The organism is Methylophaga sp., from assembly GCF_030651745.1.
Window position 1 is genome coordinate 12,432 of sequence record NZ_JAUSCC010000045.1, and the last position, 18,724, is coordinate 31,155.

12 protein-coding genes are annotated in these 18,724 nt (G+C 43.4%); all 12 read left to right on the forward strand.

Annotation, left to right across the window (positions count from 1 at the left end):
- Positions 1–191 precede the first annotated feature (191 nt).
- The 12 genes from Q7V21_RS04940 (at position 192) to Q7V21_RS04995 (ending at position 18,488) form a co-directional block, all read left to right on the forward strand.
- Positions 192–3,578: an ATP-binding protein gene (locus tag Q7V21_RS04940; RefSeq protein ID WP_304916216.1), complete on the forward strand. Its 3,387-nt coding sequence runs from the start codon at positions 192–194 to the stop codon at positions 3,576–3,578.
- Positions 3,571–4,527 (forward strand): response regulator transcription factor, encoded by a 957-nt coding sequence (locus Q7V21_RS04945; RefSeq protein WP_304916217.1) that lies wholly within the window; start codon positions 3,571–3,573, stop codon positions 4,525–4,527. Before Q7V21_RS04940 ends, Q7V21_RS04945 begins: the two co-directional genes overlap by 8 nt.
- Positions 4,528–4,644: 117 nt before the next feature.
- Complete coding sequence (locus Q7V21_RS04950; RefSeq protein ID WP_304916218.1) at positions 4,645–5,523, forward strand: MOSC domain-containing protein; 879 nt, start codon at positions 4,645–4,647, stop codon at positions 5,521–5,523.
- A 238-nt stretch (positions 5,524–5,761) separates the two neighbouring features.
- Positions 5,762–6,961 (forward strand): tetratricopeptide repeat protein, encoded by a 1,200-nt coding sequence (locus Q7V21_RS04955; RefSeq protein WP_304916219.1) that lies wholly within the window; start codon positions 5,762–5,764, stop codon positions 6,959–6,961.
- Positions 6,945–9,371, forward strand: coding sequence for an EAL domain-containing protein (locus Q7V21_RS04960; protein WP_304916220.1), 2,427 nt, complete (start codon positions 6,945–6,947; stop codon positions 9,369–9,371). The genes Q7V21_RS04955 and Q7V21_RS04960 overlap by 17 nt, the downstream gene beginning before the upstream one ends.
- A 246-nt stretch (positions 9,372–9,617) precedes the next feature.
- Positions 9,618–10,268: a hypothetical protein gene (locus tag Q7V21_RS04965; protein ID WP_304916221.1), complete on the forward strand. Its 651-nt coding sequence runs from the start codon at positions 9,618–9,620 to the stop codon at positions 10,266–10,268.
- A gap of 131 nt (positions 10,269–10,399) precedes the next feature.
- A complete protein-coding gene (locus Q7V21_RS04970) occupies positions 10,400–13,339 on the forward strand; it encodes a DUF748 domain-containing protein (protein WP_304916222.1) in 2,940 nt (979 codons plus the stop codon).
- Between the two features lie 111 nt (positions 13,340–13,450).
- Positions 13,451–13,903, forward strand: coding sequence for a nucleoside deaminase (locus Q7V21_RS04975; protein ID WP_304916223.1), 453 nt, complete (start codon positions 13,451–13,453; stop codon positions 13,901–13,903).
- Between the two features lie 66 nt (positions 13,904–13,969).
- The gene (locus Q7V21_RS04980; protein WP_304916224.1) at positions 13,970–14,428 is read left to right on the forward strand and encodes an ATPase; all 459 of its coding nucleotides are present in this window, start codon (positions 13,970–13,972) and stop codon (positions 14,426–14,428) included.
- A 169-nt stretch (positions 14,429–14,597) separates the two neighbouring features.
- A complete protein-coding gene (locus Q7V21_RS04985) occupies positions 14,598–15,260 on the forward strand; it encodes a cold shock and DUF1294 domain-containing protein (RefSeq protein ID WP_304916225.1) in 663 nt (220 codons plus the stop codon).
- A 100-nt stretch (positions 15,261–15,360) separates the two neighbouring features.
- Positions 15,361–17,766 (forward strand): N-6 DNA methylase, encoded by a 2,406-nt coding sequence (locus tag Q7V21_RS04990; protein ID WP_304916226.1) that lies wholly within the window; start codon positions 15,361–15,363, stop codon positions 17,764–17,766.
- Positions 17,767–17,768: 2 nt separating this feature from the next.
- Complete coding sequence (locus tag Q7V21_RS04995) at positions 17,769–18,488, forward strand: hypothetical protein (protein ID WP_304916227.1); 720 nt, start codon at positions 17,769–17,771, stop codon at positions 18,486–18,488.
- Positions 18,489–18,724 lie beyond the last annotated feature (236 nt).

The window sequence follows — 18,724 nt, forward strand, 5'->3', positions numbered from 1 at the left end:
GCGGGGGAACATTAGCTATCCCCCGTCTGACTTAGCGTTGAAAACCTCAATACGCAATATTACGTAGATAAATGCCCCGCAGTCATACGTTAAGATGCGACTGAGTAAGCTATACGTGAATGTCACTCAATTTTATTGAGCGCGGAGATCCATCAAGCCATGGGCTAAATTTATCGGGAAATAACGCTTTGATGGATTCATCAGAACATAACGCGCCACAACGTATTGTTAAAATCCGCCGTGATTACAATACTTGGGTCGCCAACGAAACGCTGGAAGACTACGCGCTGCGTTTCACTCCTCACTCTTTCAGAAAGTGGTCGATTTTTCGTGTCTCCAATACTGCACTTGGTGCTATTTCCTTTCTGGTTTTAGAGGTTATCGGCGGTGCCTTGGCGGTTAACTTTGGTTTTGTGAATGCCTTCTGGGCCATCCTCACCATCAGTCTGATTATCTTTCTGACCAGCCTGCCAATCAGCTATTACGCTGCGAAATATGGCCTGGATATGGATCTGCTGACCCGCGGTGCCGGATTTGGGTATATCGGTTCGACCATTTCATCATTCGTTTACGCCACCTTTACCTTTATTCTGTTTGCCCTTGAAGCCGTGATCATGGCGTATGCGATGAGCATGTATTTCAACTTGCCAATTTATGTCTGGTATCTGATCTCCGCAGTATTGATTATTCCGTTGGTCACGCACGGGGTAACCTTAATCAGCAGAATTCAGATGATTACACAGCCGGTATGGCTGTTTTTAATGGTGCTGCCATTTATTTTTATTTTTGCCAAAGAACCTGATGCAGTTAGAGGCTTGATGAGTTTTGCCGGTGCTTCGGGTTTTGATGGTGGTTTTAATATTTACATGTTTGGAACGGCCATTGCTATCGGCATGGCATTGATTCCTCAAGTCGGTGAGCAGGTGGATTTTCTGCGATTTATGCCGGAAAAAACGCAAAAAAACCGCTTTCGTTGGCATTTAGGGGTGATTTTGGCCGGTCCCGGCTGGATATTTATCGGCATGATCAAGATGTTTGCCGGAGCGTTATTAGCTTATCTGGTGCTGATGGGAGCCAAACCTGTTGAAGAAGCCATCAACCCCACTTATATGTATCACGTAGCATTCAGTTATGTGTTTTCTAACGCGGATATATTGTTGGCCGTCACGGTATTTTTTGTGGTGTTGTCGCAGGTCAAAATCAATATCACCAATGCTTATGCCGGTTCACTGGCCTGGTCCAACTTCTTTGCCCGTTTAACGCACAGCCATCCTGGCCGTGTGGTGTGGTTATTATTCAATGTTTTGATTGCCACCATGTTGATGTTGCTGGATGTGTTCCAGGCTTTAGAGCAAATTTTGGGCTTGTATTCGAATATTGCGATTTCCTGGATCACTGCTGTGGTCGCTGATCTGATCATCAATAAACCGCTGGGCTTGAGCCCGAAAGGCGTCGAATTCCGTCGGGCTTATCTGTATGACATCAATCCGGTTGGTGTTGGCGCGATGGCGATTGCCTCGTTATTGTCGGTGTTGAGCTTTGTTGGTGTGTTTGGCTTGGAAGCTCAATCGTTTTCATCCTTTATTGCCATGTTTACCGCGTTAATTTTTTCCCCATTAATCGCCTGGTGGACCAAAGGCAAATATTATCTGGCGCGCCAGCCATATAAGTTTCATCCCGGAAAAACCAAAGAAACCTGCAGTATTTGTGAGCGTGAGTATGAGATTGATGACATAGCCTATTGCCCGGCCTATCAAGGGGCGATTTGTTCGTTGTGTTGCTGTCTGGATGCGCGTTGTAATGATGCCTGTAAACCTCATGCCAAACTGGATTCGCAGTGGCAGGCGTCGATGACCAAATTGTTGCCAAAATCATTGTGGGGTTATATCCAGAATGGAGTAGGGCATTACATTCTGCTGATGGGTATGACGATATTATTGCTGGCGTCTATCTTCGGGCTGATTTATCTGCATATCTCGTTAACATTGACCACCAATGCCGCGCAGATTTTGCCGGAAATCAAAATTGGCTTTCTCAAAGCCTTTGCAGCTTTAGTATTGGTCAGCGGTATCATTGTCTGGTGGCTGATTTTAACGTCGCAAAGCCGAAATGTGGCGCAGCAGGAATCCAATCATCAAACCAGTCTGTTACAACGCGAAATCATGCTGCATGAACAGACAGACGTCGAATTACAACGTGCCCGTGTGGTGGCCGAGCAGGCCAACAAAGCAAAAAGCCGCTATATCACCGGTATCAGTCATGAATTACGTACCCCGCTGAACAGTATATTGGGCTATGCTCAATTGATGGATAACAATGCCGATGTCACCGCTGAAAACAAGAATGCGATAAAGGTTATTCTGCGTAGTGGTGAACATTTATTGTCATTGATTGAGGGTACATTAGACATCGCGCGTATCGAAGGCGGAAAACTGCAATTTGATATCAAATCGCTGCGTTTTCCTGAATATATCCAGCAAATTATCAGCATGTTTGAACTTCAGGCGATTAATAAAGGACTGAAATTTGAATATGAAATAAGCTCGGATCTGCCACGAGTTGTGCGGGCTGATCACAAACGCTTAAGTCAGATCTTGATCAATATCATCGGCAATGCGGTGAAATATACCTCTGAAGGTTCGATTCATCTGCGTTTTACCCATGCGCGGGAGTTTTTATCGATAGAGGTGCAAGACACTGGTCCGGGCATTAAACAAACTGAATTAGATAAAATATTTGAACCGTTTGTGCGTGGCAGCGCGGCCCAAGGCGTTGGTGGTACGGGATTAGGCCTTACGATAAGCAAATTGCTTACCGAGCTGATGGGCGGGGTGTTGCATGTTGAAAGTCAGGTAGGCAAAGGCACGACATTTTTTGTCAGATTGTTTTTGCCATCGGTACGAGTGGAAGAGGATTTACCGATCCTGTCTACCCGAATGCCGGTCGGTTACAAAGGTCCGCGCCGTAAACTGCTGGTAGTGGATAATGAACCGGTGGATCGCGAGCTGTTATTAAATATTCTTGAGCCACTGGGGTTTGAAGTCAGGGAAGCGGCATCAGGTGCAGAATGTCTGCGAATTTATCCTGAATTTCAGCCGGAAATCATTTTTATGGATTTGGCGATGCCAGAGATGGATGGTTGGGAAACCTGCCATCTGATTCGTAATGTGCATAAGTCCGACGTCAAAATCGGCATTATTTCTGCCAATGCCTTTGATAAAAACCTGGAAAACTCCTCGGGTATCACCGACAAGGATTTCATTTTAAAACCAGTGAATTTGTTTGAATTAATCACCTGGATTGGTGAAAGACTGAATCTGGAGTGGATAGAAAACAAGGAAGATCTGGCGATTGAAGCTATTGCGTCAGACTATATGTTGCCATCCCATGAAGTATTGAACGAGCTGTTAGGCATGATCAACATGGGCTATTTGGTTGGGATAAGAAAACTGATCAAAGAGATTGATGAACAACAACTGGCCTGCCCGCAATTTGTTGCGGAAATACGCCAAATGTCGGAAAAATTTCAATTAGGCACCATGAAAACCTTTATAGAAGAGAAATTAGCTGATGTCTGAAAGTTTGCTCAACGCGGTCGTTTTGGTGGTCGATGACACACCCGATACCCTGGCACTTTTACACGATGCTTTGGTGGAATCCGGTTATACCGTCCTGGTAGCTGATAATGGTTTATCAGCATTAAAAATCAGTCTGGAAGCAAGTCCGGATATCGTGTTGCTGGATGCCTTAATGCCAGGTATGGATGGTTTTGAAGTCTGTCGTATTTTGAAGCAGGATTTGAATACAAGGCATATTCCGGTGATTTTTATGACCGGGCTGACTGAATCCGAACACGTTGTAGCTGGCTTTTCAGCCGGCGGTATCGATTATGTGACCAAACCGTTAAGCCCGGTTGAAGTTATCGCCCGAATTAATACTCACCTTAAAAACTCACGTTTAATCAATCAAACCCAAGGCGCATTGGATGCGTTTGGTCAGGCGGCCATCGCGGTATTGCCGAAAACCGGCAAGATCGTCTGGCAAACCCCACTGGCCAGACAACTGATCGAAAAATATATGAGTCACGAAGACGACTTGTTGATTCAGGACACCCCTGATGCACTGCAGGAATGGGTGTTGCAGTTACATCAGGGTGGAGAGCGTCGCTTACGACCTTATATTGTGCATAAACCTACCGGCCGACTTATTTTTAATGCTGCCGATCTGCAAAGCGAAGAGCAGTGGTTGATTCTGCTACGCGAAGAATCTGAAACCGCTCAAATTGAAGCCTTACGGGCCATATTTAACCTGACTAATCGTGAATCGGAAGTGTTGCATTGGGTGATTTTAGGCAAAACCGATAAAAGTATCGGTGAAATCCTCGGCACCAGTCCGCGTACCGTGAATAAACATATGGAGCATGTGTTTACCAAACTCGGTGTTGAAACCCGCACTGCAGCTGCTTCGCTGGCAGTGAACAAACTTCGCTCCTTAAGTGGCAGTAACAATTTCGGCGTGCCGGAATAAGGCGAGCACAGCTTTACCCAGCCGCATAATTTCTAATAAATTTCGTGAATTACAACGGCGTGATCATGAAACAACACTGAACAGGCTTTTGAGCCTTGAGATATTTCAGGAGTACTCATGATTAAAGTCGGAACGGTTCAACAAATCTGGCGTTACCCGGTGAAAGGAATGGCAGGTGAAAGTCTGAACTATTGCCATCTTGGCGATATGGGCCTTCAAGGCGATCGGATTTGGGCATTACAGGATACTGCTCGTCAGGAAATTCAAAGCTGTAAATTCCGGCCACAATTATTACGTTGTGTTGCTCGTTGTCGCAGCCCGCAAATGACTGGACCACATGATGAAGTGGATATTCTGTTACCCGATGGTCGAATGATGGGCAGTGATGATCCGTTGATTCATCAGGCTTTATCTGAATTAACCGGTCATGCTTCGACTTTGGAATCACTACGCCCATTAGCGGAACTTGATTTCTATCGTCGCCACAAAAAAGATGACCATACCTGGCTGGAAGAATTAAAAGCGACGTTTGATCGTGAAGATGGTGAACCGTTGCCAGAAATTCTCGATGACTTACCTTCAGCCGCGGTGGATTTTGTTTCAATTCCGGGAACATTCTTTTTGGTAACACCATTTCATCTGCTGACAACTGCGACTCTGGCCCATATGCAGCAACTCAATCCAGAAGCCGATTGGGATGTGCAGCGGTTTCGTCCCAATCTGGTGATTGAAACCTTGCCGGGTATGGAGGGTTTAGTCGAACAAGCCTGGGTTGAGAATAAACTACGAATCGGCCGAGCCACCATCGAATGTAACAGCGCCACACCACGTTGTGGTGCAGTAACGCGATCTCAACAAACGCTGGAATCGGATAGCAGCATTCTTCGAACTATTGTGCAAAAAGCTGATCAAAATCTGGGCGTCTACGGTGCAATCAAACAAAGCGCCGTTATTCGACTTGGCGATGAAGTCTTTTTACAACAAACATCCTGCTAATTTCTACTTAAAACCGATATTTATCAAAATCCATTACAGCAAACAGCAGAGCTTTTGCTGGTGTTGTTTGGGGAGATGGAAGACTGGTAACGGAGATTTGCCGGCTTAACACTCAGTGAAAGTGTTTTGCGAATATTACTGATAAATTAATTAGAGTTTGTTTTGAAAAAGAAACAATTTTTATCCAAACTATATTAACCTAGGTTAAACAGACTAAATTTACTATTGAAGGCCTAAATTGCAAAAGCTTGTCTTATTATTGCTGTTAAGCATTTCGCTATATGGATGTAGTGGATCTCAGTCGAAGGAAAATGTTGCGCAGCTAGTTGATGAGACGGAGGATCTGGATCATCAGAGCGATGTAACTAAAGCAAAAGCAGCAGAAAAGAACCGAAAAAAATACGACGATGAGCTGCAAGCCTTATTTGCGCAGCCATATATCGATCCGCTAACTGATTATCTCAATCAATATGCTGCTGATGAAAATCGCACAGGGCACTTACGCAAGGTTCGTGCTGAACAAGAATCGCGTTGCCGGAATATCGCTGAAAGATATACAAGCCGTCCCCTTACGCAAGAGTCATTGATTCTTTATAAAGCCGGCTATAACTATTCCTGCCCTGCTGATGTTGAAGCGTTTGCCTTGAGAGTGGCTGAAGCGGAAGAGTCTCAAGCCATTCAATCCACACTCAATACCGCCCTTATTTCCGATATAAGCAAAAAGCAATTGAATGATTGTTATCTGCTCACCACGATAAGTAATTTCCGCGAAGCTAAACAAGCCTGTATGGCACCAGCCAATGATGGTGATATACGCTCACAATTGAATATGGTGGCCATTCACAAAGCTCTGGGTGAATATACACAGGCATTGGCATGGGCAAAAAAAGCAGAGCCGAACTCGCCTCGGGCACGTTACCTGATAGGAGAGTTCTACGCAGCGGGGCAGGGTGTTGCTCAAAATCATCAAACCGCTTTCAAGTGGTTTGAAAAAGCTGCCGAGGATGGTGATGCAGACGCTCAATATAAAATGGCCTGGAGTTATGAAACCGGTACGGGCGTGCCAAAGAGTAATGAAAAGGCAATGATGTGGTACCAGCGTGCGGCAGCAAATAATAATATTCCGGCAAAGCATGCACTGGGCGTCTTATTGATTCAGCAGAGTCAAAATCCTTCAAGTGTTGAGAGTGGTTTGAATTGGCTAATACAAGCGGTTCGGGCAGGAGATAATGAGTCTGCACTGCTATTGGGTCAGATTTTTCAGAAAAGTGATTTAGCAGAAGATAAAGCTCAGGCGTTGATTTGGTATGAATTGGCTCAAAAACAAGGTTCAGCAGAAGCAGAAGCATTGGCAGAAAGTTTACGAAAACAGGTTGCTGCTGAAGCAATCAGTGTCGCTCGCCAACAAGTTAATCGCATTCTTGAAAGCCAAAATTAATAGTCTTTGGAAGGACGGCAAAGGCGAATTAGTGTTTCGTTTGTTGGTGCTCGACTCTTCCAAAAAACTCATCCGGTGGATGTTGTTTATGCTGGTCATCCTGTTTATTGCAGGAATGTGGGTCTTGTCTTCACTTAACCTGAATTATTCAGAGGAATTGATTAGCGATGTCCGGCAAAAGCAGATTGAAGAAACGTTTTTCAATAACCTCAACAAAATTGCCCAGACCCAAAGCGCACTTGAACACTACACCAGTAATTTAGCGCGTATCGGTAAGCTATATGGCGATTTATATGCGTCTCAAGCCGATAAACGCGCTTTTAACGCTGGGATGGAAGAATTTTTACAATCCAAGCTGAATGACTTTAAGGGCACCTCAGCGGTAGGTATCTGGTTTAATTCCAAACATCTCAGTCAGAGAGGTCAGCCCGTTTCACGATTCGCTTATCGCGATAAAGCGGGCAACATACAAATGTTGACGGAGTCGAGCCCTCAACTTTTAAGTCTTGATCAACAACACTGGTTCAACTTGGCGGGGATTAGTGCTGCAGAAAAGGCAGATGCCCAGCGTAATGAAGTGTATTGGACACCGGCTTATTACAATGAAATGACGGATAGGGCAGTGTTAACACTGATAAAGCCTATTTTTAATGACCGGCAACAAGTGATTGGTTATGCATCAACGGACTGGGAGGCGGAACAGGTTATCAATCTGGTGAGCCAGGTGAGTATCACCCCAAACACGTTTGCCATATTGATAGATAAAAATAAACGCAGACTCTCCAGTCTGAACAGGCTGAATAACCAACAATATGCTCAGCAAATCATTGATTCAGTGATGGAGCAGGACTTTATCAGCTTTGCCTTCAATCAGGATGTTACCCAGCTTAATTCAAGCCAGCAAAAAGCACTGTCGCAAACCTATCACATGACCGTTGAAGGGGATGACTATGAGCTTTATGCTGCGTCAACACCTGCCCAGATGCTGTTTACGGTGGGTGTGCCAAAAAATGAAATCGATGCCGTTATTGCTCCGATGCGGAATGTTAATCTGCGGATCCTGATTTCAACCAGTATTGTCATTCTGCTGTTATCCGCTTTTCTGGTCTATCGCATTACCTTGCTGATGCAGGAATTGCAGGCATCTTACACAGATCAGCTGACCGGCTTACCGAACCGGGCGAGATTGCTGTTGGATCTGGAGCAGAATCATGACAGCACATTGATTTTAATTAATGTTGATCGATTCCGTGAATTAAACAGTATCTTTGGTAATGACTGTGGTGATGCGGTGTTACAACGCCTGACCGAAAATATTTCGGAATTCTGCCGAAACTATAATCATGCTGATGGTGCAAAACTGTATCGCTTATCCGGTGATGAGTTTGTCTTGGTGGGCTTGTCGTGGACAACTGAGTTTTTGACTGGATTTTTAAGACAGTTCAGCGACTTTTTACAGGAACAACAATTGAAATGGCAGGATCAGGACATCAGCCTGACCGCGACCATTGGTGCCGCCGAACAGCAGAATATTGAAGTGAACGATGAAAATCTGCCAGATACTCTGATCGGGCTGGCAACAGCGGCATTACGGATTGCCCGTGAGAAATCACGAAATTATTCTATTTATGATGCTGAGCAAGATGTGAAACGTGTCTACGAGCAAAACCTGTTCTGGGCAAGACAGTTGAAACTGGCTTTGCAACAGGATCGTATTGTGCCGTGGTTCCAACCGATTTTTGATAATCATAGTGGTCAGGTCACTAAGTATGAATGTCTTATTCGCATGATTGACCCTGACGGTAAGGTGATTAGTCCAGGACAGTTTTTATCCATTGCCAGCAAACTTCGACTGGATAGCCTGCTGACTCGGGTAATGGTGGAAAAATCGTTTCAGAAATTCGCAGGACTGGACTACGAGTTTTCTATCAACTTGTCTTATCGGGACTTACTGGATACCGAATTGACCCAGTTTATTTTTGATAAGCTCAAGGAATATAAGGTCGGCGAGCGATTGATCTTCGAAATTCTTGAATCCGATGGTATTGATAACTATAACGAGGTTCGTCAGTTTATTGATAAGGTCAAAGGCTTTGGCTGCAAAATTGCTATTGATGATTTTGGCACTGGGTATTCCAACTTCGAGCATTTACTGCGTCTAAATGTAGATTTAATCAAAATTGACGGCAGCCTGATCAAAAACCTCAATGAAGACCAATCTGCCATTGTAGTCACTCGTGGTGTCGTGCAGTTTGCCCGCAGCCTTGGCATTAAAACCGTAGCTGAATTCGTGCATTGCGAAGCGGTACAGAAACAAGTCCATGCTTTAGGTATTGATTTCTCTCAAGGTGCCTATTTCAGCATGCCTCAAGCTGAACTGGTTGAAACTTCAGATATACTGGGCCATTGAAACGAATCTTCAGTATTCCGTTCCATCAAGTGATGGAGAAGGGTAATATTGGCGCGTTTTGGCGGCTTTTTCTGGCAAAACAAAATAGATTCATAGCGCATTTTTGAAGGCACGTTTCATACGCTGAACTTGTCCATAGCCCTGTGGTTGCCCGCCTAAAAAGTTAGCTGATCTTAGCCGGATTGAAGTTGAGATCAGCACGATTCATTAATCGCATTTGATATTTACACCGCTGAAGGAATTTTCATGTTGTCCCGCTCTAAAGCATTGATCTGTAAAAGAGTATTGTTGTTCAGCTTATTACCGTTTTCTTTTATCAGTTTGATGCTTTTGCTGCTGCAACAGCCCGTTATCATCGACTTGTCGGACAACAATCAAGCAGAAGTGACGTCTCTTAAATCCAGTTGGGAAAACGGTGAAGTGATTGCCGTTATTCACCATCTAGAAAGTTGTGAAGGCATCGATGTTCAATGCTGGAACACAGAAAATGAAAATGGAATTACCAAAAGAGCACTTGGAATCGGCTATGCCTTGGCCGAAGATCTGCAGATTTTAGGTTTGCACAAAGCCGATATCTATTACAGCCCACAGCAACGCACTGAAGAAACGTCGCGAGTCTTGTTTAGTCATGAAGGTGTAGCTGATGAAAGTCTGGCTCAATGCAACGCCGATAGTCAGCTTTTAAATGCCGCAATGAAAAATAAACGAGCAGAAACAAATCTGGTTTTTGTAGTGGATGGCGACTGTATAACTGAGTTTCAAAAGAACCTGGGTTCCACCAGCGATATGCCTGATTACGCAACGGTACTGTTTGCAATCAATCGTTCTTTAGGCAGTAAACCCCGCTTAGTGGGTTTTGTTAAAGCCGAGGATTGGCTGTCAACATTCGGCTGGTAATGGCTTCAAATAACGTATTTAAAAAAGTGTAATCCAATAACAAAGGGGCAGAAATTAAGTCTGACAATTACGCCCAAGCGGATTATTTCGGTAAACTGACTTATCTCTGCCTTTGAGATGAGCTAACAGCAATGGAATCTGCCAAAAACACCTTTCTGAAATTTCGAAGCCTGCTGATCTGGGTTGTCAGTATTCTGCTGTTATATACCTTGATAGGTTTCTTTCTGCTGCCCTGGCTGGCCGAGCGTCAGTTAGTGAAAACATTGCATGACAGGCTGGGTGTTGAGGCCAGTGTTGAAACAATTCATTTCAACCCTTATACCTTTGAAACGACAGTGGAGCAGCTGCAACTGTCGAACGCAGAAAATGAACCGCTGGCATCATGGGACAGGCTCTATCTTAATCTGCAACCACTACAGTTGTTCCAACGCAAGCTGCGGCTTGAAGAAATCACTTTAGATTCCCCAAAACTATCTTTCCGCCGTTATTCAACCAGCGACAATACGTTGACCCGTTTAGCGGACAGTTGGAATGCCAGCGCCACAGCAGATGCTGTCTCAGCAGAAGCCGATGATTCATCTGAACCCTTTTTCACATTGGAAATCGGCGAGTTTCACTATAACGACGGTGAAATTGCTTATCGTGATGATGTGCCAGCGACACGATTTGAAACCGTGTTGAGCCTGATTAATATTCATCTGGATAGTTTCTCAACCGCTGCTGGACAAACCGCTAACAAGGACTTGGTTATTGCTTTGGAAAATGATGCCAAGCTGACGTTGAACGGCAAGATGGTGTTGTCACCATTGCAATTTACCGGTCAAATTGATCTGCAAAATTTCAGCCTGCAAACACCTTATCGTTACCTTCAGGCTCAGCTGCCATTTGAATTACAACAGGGCCGACTGGATTTACAGCTGGCTTATGCTATCGATCTGGCCGACACTGCTAACGTTGAAATTAGTGAGATCAATCTGGATCTGTCCGGTTTCAGTCTGCATCAGCCTGGCGAAGCAGCAGCCATATTGCAGGGCGGGGCTTTGACGGTCAGCAATGGGAATTTTGTGTTTCCTGAGAATCAGTTAAGCATTGATGAAGTAGCTCTTAATGATTTCAAACTGGTTGCGACACAAAATAGTCAGGGCGAACTCAATTGGCTGCAGTTGTTTGCACCGTTGCTTGAAACAGAGGCCGATGAAGCCCCTGCAGAAAGTGAATTACCCCCATTGCAGCTGAATATTGCCAATATCCAAATAAACAACACTGCCTTGGCAATTGAAGATCAGATGCCAGCTACACCTGCCAATCTGGCTTTGATGTTATCTGCCAGTCTGCAAAACTTCAGTTTGGCAACAGATCAGCAGATGCCATTTACCACGCATATCAGCCTGGAATCAGGTGGTGAAATCACAGCGGAAGGGGATCTACAGTTATTCCCCAGCTTGGCCGTTCAAGCCGAAACAGGCATTGAGCGATTATCATTAATACCTGTGCAGCCCTACTTAAATAACTATGCTCATATCGAAATGGTCAGTGGCAAACTCGACTCTGCCGCCAGTGTCACGAGCAATCAGCAAGAGCCCTTTGCCATACAAGGCAATCTGGGGCTTACGGACTTGCATCTGGATAACCAGCAGCTTGATGAAAAGCTGTTAAGCCTCGACAGCTTATCCGTTAACAGCATTGATTTTTCACTAGCTAAGCAACGTCTGGCCATCTCAGAAGTGATTGTTAACGCACTTTACAGCCGGGTATTAATAAACGAAAACGGTGAAACCAATCTGGCGTTGCTGATGAAAGAGCAGCCTGAATCAGCACCTACTCAAACCGAGACCAGCGAATCAGAAGCGTCGAACAGTTTTGACGTTTCGCTGGGTCGAGTGAAGATCAACAATGCCAGCTCGCGCTTTACCGATCAGAATCTGCCGATTGTGTTTGATGCTCTTATGCAGAAACTGAATGGCGAAATCAGTGGCTTTTCGACCAGCTCAAAACAACCGGTAGATATCGCGCTGGAAGGTCAGGTTGATGAATTTGGCATGGTAGAAATTAATGGTGCGATGAATCCATTGAATGTCACCGGTCAAACCACCATCAAACTCGCATTCAGTAATCTCGATTTACCTGCAATGAGTCCTTACACCGTCAAATTTGCCGGACGACAGATCGCAGAAGGAAAAGGTGATATTGACCTGACTTATGCGGTTATCGACAGCGAATTATCGGCATCCAACAAAATTGTGATCCGCGATATCCGTTTAGGCGAACGTGTTGAATCGCCAGATGCATTGGATCTGCCATTGGATCTGGCCGTGTCATTACTCAAAAACAGTGATGGCGTGATTGAACTGAATATCCCTGTCAGTGGCAATGTGAATGACCCGCAATTCGCGATGGGCCCGGTGATTCGTGGCGCTATCGGCAATGCACTGCGTAATATTGTGTCCGCACCTTTCCGCTTTCTCGGCAGCCTGATTGGTATTGGTAGTGGCGATGAAGAGATTGACGAAATTCGCTTTCGTGCCGGGCGCAGTGATTTGGCCCCACCCGAACAGGAAAAGCTGAACAAGCTGGTTGAAGCCTTATCGCAACGCCCACAACTGGCCCTACAGATCCCCGCTCCATTTGATGAAACCGCCGATCGACAATCGTTGCAAAAAACAGCAGTTGAACAACGTATTGAAAACCGTTTGAGTGAAACCGCTTCAGCCGATCCACTGGACGTAAAACGTCAAAAAATACTCGAACAACTCTATAGCGAAGCCGGTCTGAGCGCTGATTTACAAAGCCTCCAGCAAGAATTTTCGACTAATGATAATGTCGAGGAACAGACCGAAAGCGAACTGGATGTGCTGGCTTATAACGACAGTCTCAAAAAACATTTGATTGAAGCAGAATCCGTCAGCGATGCTCAATTGCAGCAATTAGCTCAGCAAAGACAGCAAGCAGTGATCGAATTCATCAAACAAAACGGTGAATTAAACAATGACCAACTGCAAACCACAGGCAGCGTTTCCACTAAATCGGATGATGGTTGGCTGAACATGAAATTTGATTTGGGAACTCTCTGAACAAGCGTTTTGAGTAAGCCGTAAGAACGTCAAAAGTAAAAAGGCCAGAGATATTTTTTGATCCCTTTGATCGTGTATCGTATGGACACATCCAGAGAAAGGATTACAGGCATGACACCCATAGACTACAAGGCAATGCTGGAAGTGGCGATTAATGAAGCCCGACAGGGCTTAGCTGAGGGTGGCATCCCTATCGGTGCTGCGGTTTTCAATAAAAATGGCGAGCTACTTGGTGCAGGCCATAACCGCAGAATTCAGGAAAATGATCCTTCAGTTCATGCCGAGACTGATGCCTTTCGAAAGACCGGAAGACAAAAAACCTATCGCGACAAAATCATGGTCACAACTCTTGCACCCTGCTGGTATTGCAGCGGACTGGCGCGTCAATTTAACTTCGGCACGGTGGTGGTTGGTGAATCAGTAAATTTCGACGGCGGCCTTGATTGGCTCCGCGAAAATGGCGTAGAGGTCATCGATCTTAATTCGCAGGAATGTATCCAAATGCTTGGCGATTTCATTGCTCAAAATCCTGAAATCTGGAACGAAGATATCGGCGAGGAATAGAGGCTGTTCTTTTGATCTTTTAAGCTACTCCAATAACAGCAGCAAACAAAAATACTGGAAATTATTATGAAAGTTGAAACGTTAAGAGATGTCCTTCATTGGACAAGCGAGTTCCATCAACACCTGACAGAATGTTTGAAACGTGGTGCCGATAAAACTGAAAATACGCGAGCACAAATGCTTCTTAACTATTTGTCAGAGCATGAAGAAAAGCTCGGACATGCTGTACACCAATTCGAAGTCACAGGGAACGAACATGCATTAAATACCTGGTGCTATGAGTACTTTGATAAAAACCCCATCGTGCAACATCATCATTGCGATGCACCATTTGCGGAATTATCGACCACCGACATTATGCAAGTAATCATTCATCAACATCAGCAGATCATTGACCTTTATCGTTACCTGCATGATCGTGCGGATATAGATCCGGCAAAAGAGTTGATGGAAGAACTCAGATCTTTTGAAGAGCATGAAATTATGGTGATGTCACAGTCAGCTAATCGGCTGGAAGATATTTGATATTGAAACCTTCAGCGCTATAAACACTCTCTGCCCTCTAAGGAAGTCAATTACTTCATGGTGGAAAAATCTAAGGGATATTCCCGGGCACTCATTGGGGATAATCAAAAATACCCACGGAGTGTGCGGGACAACAATATTCGCAAAAGAATTTGGTTATTGCTAAGACATGTTAGCAGCTAAGAAATCAAGGGAAGGCATGAAGCTTCAAGGGAAAATTTCAAATTGGAATGATGATCGAGGCTTTGGTTTTGTCGAGCCAAATGGTGGTGGAGAGCGTGCTTTTGTTCATATTAAAGCCTTTAACCCACCATCCCGTAGACCAGTGAATGGTGAAGTCATTATCTATGAAATAGCTCACGATAATAACAATCGTTACAAGGCTGAAAATATTCAATTTGCTCGTGACATTTCTAAGTCAAAAAAACGAGACAAAGTAAAAAGCCAAAGAGGCTTTGGTGGCGTCTTTACGATTATCTTTTTCATTGGACTGTTGGTCTCAGTCTTAAGTGGAAAGTTGCCTTTAGTTATTGTCGGTTTGTATCTATTAATGAGCCTAATTGCGTTTATCGCTTACGCGATGGATAAATCTGCAGCTCAAGATGGCCGATGGCGAATCCCAGAAGACACACTGCATTTAATTTCTCTAATGGGTGGTTGGCCAGGTGCCTCCGTTGCCCAGAAGAAATTACGCCATAAATCGAGTAAGAAAGCATTTATAAATGTTTATTGGGTAACCGTTCTGCTAAATTTAGCTGGGTTGTTTTGGCTTCATACAGAGAATGGGGCAAACTTCATTAATAATGTGGTTTTTCCATTATTCAATGGCTAATAAGCAAATCAAGTTGGCAGAACCATTGATTGCTGCTTGATTGCCTGGGGCTTAGCTGCATCTTAGGCCACGATTTTAAATAGGAAAATTTAGGAAGCATATGTCTTTAGACGATAAATCAATACAGTGGTATGTGAAAAATATCAACAACCTGTCTTCTGAGGCAAAATTAACAAGAGCTGACGAATCTAACAAAGTCATAACCTATCCAAGTGAACTAAGGTCAGATGAATCTAATGTGAAGTCCTTCGAGCCAGAAGAACTAGTGCATGCAACTATTATCAATTTGCTGTGTAGTAAGGAATATGAATACGATGTTAAGAGGCTTTATCACGAACAGTATTTCGCTCATGGCAGTATTGGTTCGCTCTCTGATGAGGTCGATCTAATTCTATATGATGAAGATGATCTGCCATATGCTGTGATGGAGTTTAAATCGTCTGCAAAATATTCAGTAGATGAAGATAAGGCTATTAAATTTCAGCTTTTTGGCACGGCTCCTTTAATAGGATCTCCAAAATTATTGGTCTATGGGACAGTGCATCCTAATACCGATAGAGTACATTTCGAGCTAAAGTGCATAGATTATGTTAAGTACAAATCATATGAAAGTTGGGAAGAAGCGGGGAAACCATATTCAACAGCATTTCCAAAGGACTACCAAGATTTAAACTACGTTCCATTTGTAAATGGTGGTGCACGAGATCTAAAAATAAGCACAACTCAAGCAGACTTTAGAGCTGTAGCCAACAGTTTTCACAACGAATTTTTTGGCGAACACCCAGATAACGCACTCTTTATTAATTTAGTAAAATGTTTGCTTGCAAAAATATATGATGAACGAACAACAAAAAAAGGGGATGAGTATAGTTTTCAGGTTAAGTATAAGAATGGAAAGCCTGAAAAATCCTCATCTGTATTTGAGTATGTTAATAATCAATATAAAGAGGCTTACTCTAGGTATATAGAAAAAGGGGGGGTGCCGGATGAAATAGATCCAAAGGAATTTTCTAAGGAAAAGGTAAAGTCAGTAGTATTGGCTTTAGAGTCTTTGTCAATTACAAAAGGGGCAGCTTTACATGGTGACGTGATAGGTGCTTTTTTTGAAGAAATCCTTAGATCCGGATTCAAACAAGATAAAGGCATGTATTTCACACACTCCAATTTGGTTCGATTCATGATTGAAGCTTTGGATCTAGAAGGATTAACTAAAAAGACGTGGAAAAATGCCACCCACCCTGAAAATAGGCTTCCTTATGTTATTGATCCAGCATGTGGGTCTGGTGCGTTTTTGTTGCATGCCATGAACAAAATAACGTCATCAATTAAAGAGGCGTCGAGCATACTTGTTTCAGATTTCGAGGAAACTCAGTTTTATAAAGCGCGTATGAGTGACGAAATGCCAAACTATTGGGCTGAAAACTTCATTTATGGCTTCGATCCAAAATTCATTATGGCAATTACTTCAAAAGTTAATATGGTGCTGCATGGTGATGGCTCTGCCCACATGTTTAAGTATGACGCGTTTAAACCATTTTCCTCATACAATGATACGAAGCTAAGACCTTCTGGCGATAAGGAGCGAAGTATTCCAAGAAGCATTTATGATAAGGATGTCTGCGAGACTTTTGATGCCGTTTTATCAAATCCGCCTTTCGGCGTAACTCTTTCAACTGATACAAAAAGAACATTATCGAAAACATTTTCGCTTTCACATAAAACTCCATCCGATGGGCTATTCATCGAAAGAGCATTTCAACTTCTCAAGCCAGGTGGACGGCTGGGTGTAGTTTTGCCGGAGTCAATTTTTAATGCTGTAGATCTTATGTCTGTAAGGATTTTTATCTATAGGATGTTTCATGTAAAAGCGATAGTGTCACTACCTCGAAATGTTTTCATTGACACCCCAACACTTACAAGCTTGCTTTTTGCACAAAAAAAGAGTGGTGAAGAAATTAGTAGATGGGATGAAGAATGGCAAAAGCATGAGACAAGTGCCAATGAGTTAATAAAAAAGGCAAAAATGGCGCTGAATAAGAATGGAGTTAAAAAATTTAAAAACTCTGAAGATCTGCAAGAGAAAATTTCTAAAACTCTGGAAAACATTATTAAGCCGAACGATTGGGTCTACAAAAAGGGTAAGAATGCAGAGGTATTACAGATGACCCCTGATCGAAGTTTTTCCTCAGTTGAGGATGCGGCGAGTCATTATAACTCGGTACTAAATTCTTCCGGTCTATCAAAGTACATTGCACGCTATGCATTCACAAAAACAGCAACTAAATTCAATACTGAGCACCATACCTATATCGTTAATGAGGTCGGCTTTAAACTGAGCAAGAGAAAAGAAAAGCCGAGACCAAATCAACTCGTTAGATTCGTGTCTTTATCTGGAGATACGATTCAAAACCTTCACTTATGTGAAGAGGATTACAAGGTTGAAGTCTCGCCATCAAGTCCAGAAGTTGTACTGGATTTCATAAAGCGTGACGTGGTTTGGAGCTAAAAATGTTTGAAAAACAGAAATACCCAATGGTTGGTCGATCAAGTCTGGTTGAGGTTTCTCGTTCGCATTCATTGCGTTGTGATAGCAAGCAGGCAGAGAAGAGATTCGTTGAACTAGATAACCATCTGAAAAACAAAGAAACAGTTTATTTGGGCGAGTTTTTGCCAGACCCGTTAGTGAAAGGCGCTCAACCTGTTTATTTACAAGAAGGCGAAGGAATCCCTGTTATTAATACCCTTAGCATACAAAAAATGTCTATCAATGTGGGTGATTGTAGATATATTTCGGAGGAGGATTTTAATAGTTTGAGTCCAAACAGGGTATTAAAAAAGAACGATGTTCTTTTAACGATGGACGGAGGTACATCCATTGGAAAGTCTGTACTATTTGAATTAGAAGGTGAGTACACTGTTGATAGTCATGTTGCTATATTGAGGCCAAGAGGAATTTCACCAAAAGCTTTAGTTTTTCTATTAGCTTCTCCAATCGGCCAACTACAATTTCAAAGGTTCGAGTCTGGAGCGTCTGGTCAAACGGCTGTTACAGAAGAAGATCTTCGGCGTTTTGTAATTCCAAAATCAGCTATTGCAAAATTGGAGGACTATATTGATCAGCTTGCTGAAGAGCGAAAAAGAATTGAGTCTGAAAGAATTAAGCTAGAACTGGATGAAGCTAAAATGTGGGAAAACTTTACAAAAAAGGTTATAGATCAGATCGGTTAATGCCATGTGAGTTCCTTCATTTATCAACTTAATCTATTGTATAACCACATCTTTTCGTGAGGGTTGGTCAGTGGCTGCCCCCTTGTTCGCTTTCCAAATTTGGCTATTGTCATTATTAATGACTACTTACACAATGAGAAGCACGAGCGTTTTTGCCTTACTCAACTTTGAGGAGAGCAGCTAACAATCCAATGCAGCGGGACCATATTTTGCTTGTTGTTATGCAATAAGAGGTA

Bases quoted from the DNA above. Each gene is read 5' to 3' on its own strand.
- Q7V21_RS04945 (WP_304916217.1), top strand. From the start codon at position 3,571: ATGTCTGAAAGTTTGCTCAACGCGGTCGTTTTGGTGGTCGATGACACA.
- Q7V21_RS04990 (WP_304916226.1), top strand. From the start codon at position 15,361: ATGTCTTTAGACGATAAATCAATACAGTGGTATGTGAAAAATATCAAC.
- Q7V21_RS04985 (WP_304916225.1), top strand. From the start codon at position 14,598: ATGTTAGCAGCTAAGAAATCAAGGGAAGGCATGAAGCTTCAAGGGAAA.
- Q7V21_RS04995 (WP_304916227.1), top strand. From the start codon at position 17,769: ATGTTTGAAAAACAGAAATACCCAATGGTTGGTCGATCAAGTCTGGTT.
- Q7V21_RS04980 (WP_304916224.1), top strand. From the start codon at position 13,970: ATGAAAGTTGAAACGTTAAGAGATGTCCTTCATTGGACAAGCGAGTTC.
- Q7V21_RS04965 (WP_304916221.1), top strand. From the start codon at position 9,618: ATGTTGTCCCGCTCTAAAGCATTGATCTGTAAAAGAGTATTGTTGTTC.
- Q7V21_RS04950 (WP_304916218.1), top strand. From the start codon at position 4,645: ATGATTAAAGTCGGAACGGTTCAACAAATCTGGCGTTACCCGGTGAAA.
- Q7V21_RS04970 (WP_304916222.1), top strand. From the start codon at position 10,400: ATGGAATCTGCCAAAAACACCTTTCTGAAATTTCGAAGCCTGCTGATC.
- Q7V21_RS04940 (WP_304916216.1), top strand. From the start codon at position 192: ATGGATTCATCAGAACATAACGCGCCACAACGTATTGTTAAAATCCGC.
- Q7V21_RS04975 (WP_304916223.1), top strand. From the start codon at position 13,451: ATGACACCCATAGACTACAAGGCAATGCTGGAAGTGGCGATTAATGAA.